This is a genomic window from Bartonella sp. AP65SXKL (assembly GCF_042195725.1).
GTDB lineage: Bacteria > Pseudomonadota > Alphaproteobacteria > Rhizobiales > Rhizobiaceae > Bartonella.
The window spans coordinates 1-960 of record NZ_JBHIOW010000074.1 but is presented as its reverse complement, the minus strand read 5'-3'; the positions used below and the strand labels follow the sequence as shown (position 1 = coordinate 960).

The following is a 960-nucleotide window of genomic DNA, read 5'->3' as shown; positions in this document are numbered from 1 at the left end:
GACACGGCTTTTGTTTGCAACTGGAAACTTATACATTTTAAATGTTAAAATATATTACACAAAACGTGTAAAAATGCAAGCCTTAATACATAAAAACCGCATCAAAATGAATTGATACGGCTTTTATTATCAAAACAGCTAGCGATCTAAATAAACGATTAAAAGAAATAACCGAAATATAAAAGAACGTCTCTTTATTGCACAAAACGTATCAAAAAGCAAGCTGTTAAGTAAAATAAAAATGGGATTCACACTGTAGATTCAGTGGGTTATGATAAATTCTGTTTGTAAAAATACACCATAATGTGTTATACTATCATCAGTTGTGAGTTTGTTTTGTTCTAAGTACTATTTTCCATTAAAGGACAGAAAGCAAATGCTTAATAAAGTGATTTTAATTGGTCATTTAGGTGCCAATCCAGAAAGCAAAACAATGTCAACTGGCATCGAGGTGGTCAATTTTCGAATGGCAACGTCTGAGAGCTATACAGACAAGGCAACCAATAAGAGAATAGACAAAACCGAATGGCATTCCATTGTGGTGTTTAATCCACATCTTGCAAAAGTAGCACTCCAGTATCTGAATAAAGGCAGCAAAGTTTATATCGAGGGGCAGCTTCAAACGCGTAAATGGCAAGATAAAAACGGTATTGATCGGTATGTAACAGAAATCATTTTGCCTAAGTACAAAGGCGAGTTAAAGCTTTTAGATGGCAAAAATGATGATAATCAAGATCAGTCATCTGCTTATGACAGAAGCATTTACAGACCTCTTGATACGCCCCATACCGTTATGAATGACAGTGTTCCTTTTTAAATAAAAGGCGGTGTTATGAAAAAAAATAAAAAAAGGGGACGCCCTAAAATAGCAGGGCAGGTAAGAGAACCAAACGGACGTATATCACGTGCAAAAGCACCGCGTGAAGCCGTTGATAAATTGGCAATAGAAATGCGTGCAAA

1 protein-coding gene is annotated in these 960 nt (G+C 35.4%); it reads left to right on the top strand.

Translation table 11 applies throughout. The features are described 5' to 3' along the window. The first annotated feature begins 376 nt into the window (after positions 1-376). Positions 377-817: a single-stranded DNA-binding protein gene (gene ssb / locus ACFIMP_RS09745; protein ID WP_375686338.1), complete on the top strand. Its 441-nt coding sequence runs from the start codon at positions 377-379 to the stop codon at positions 815-817. Positions 818-960: the final 143 nt, after the last annotated feature.

Excerpts from the sequence above, each read along its gene's own strand:
- ssb (WP_375686338.1), top strand. The coding sequence starts at position 377 with ATGCTTAATAAAGTGATTTTAATTGGTCATTTAGGTGCCAATCCAGAA.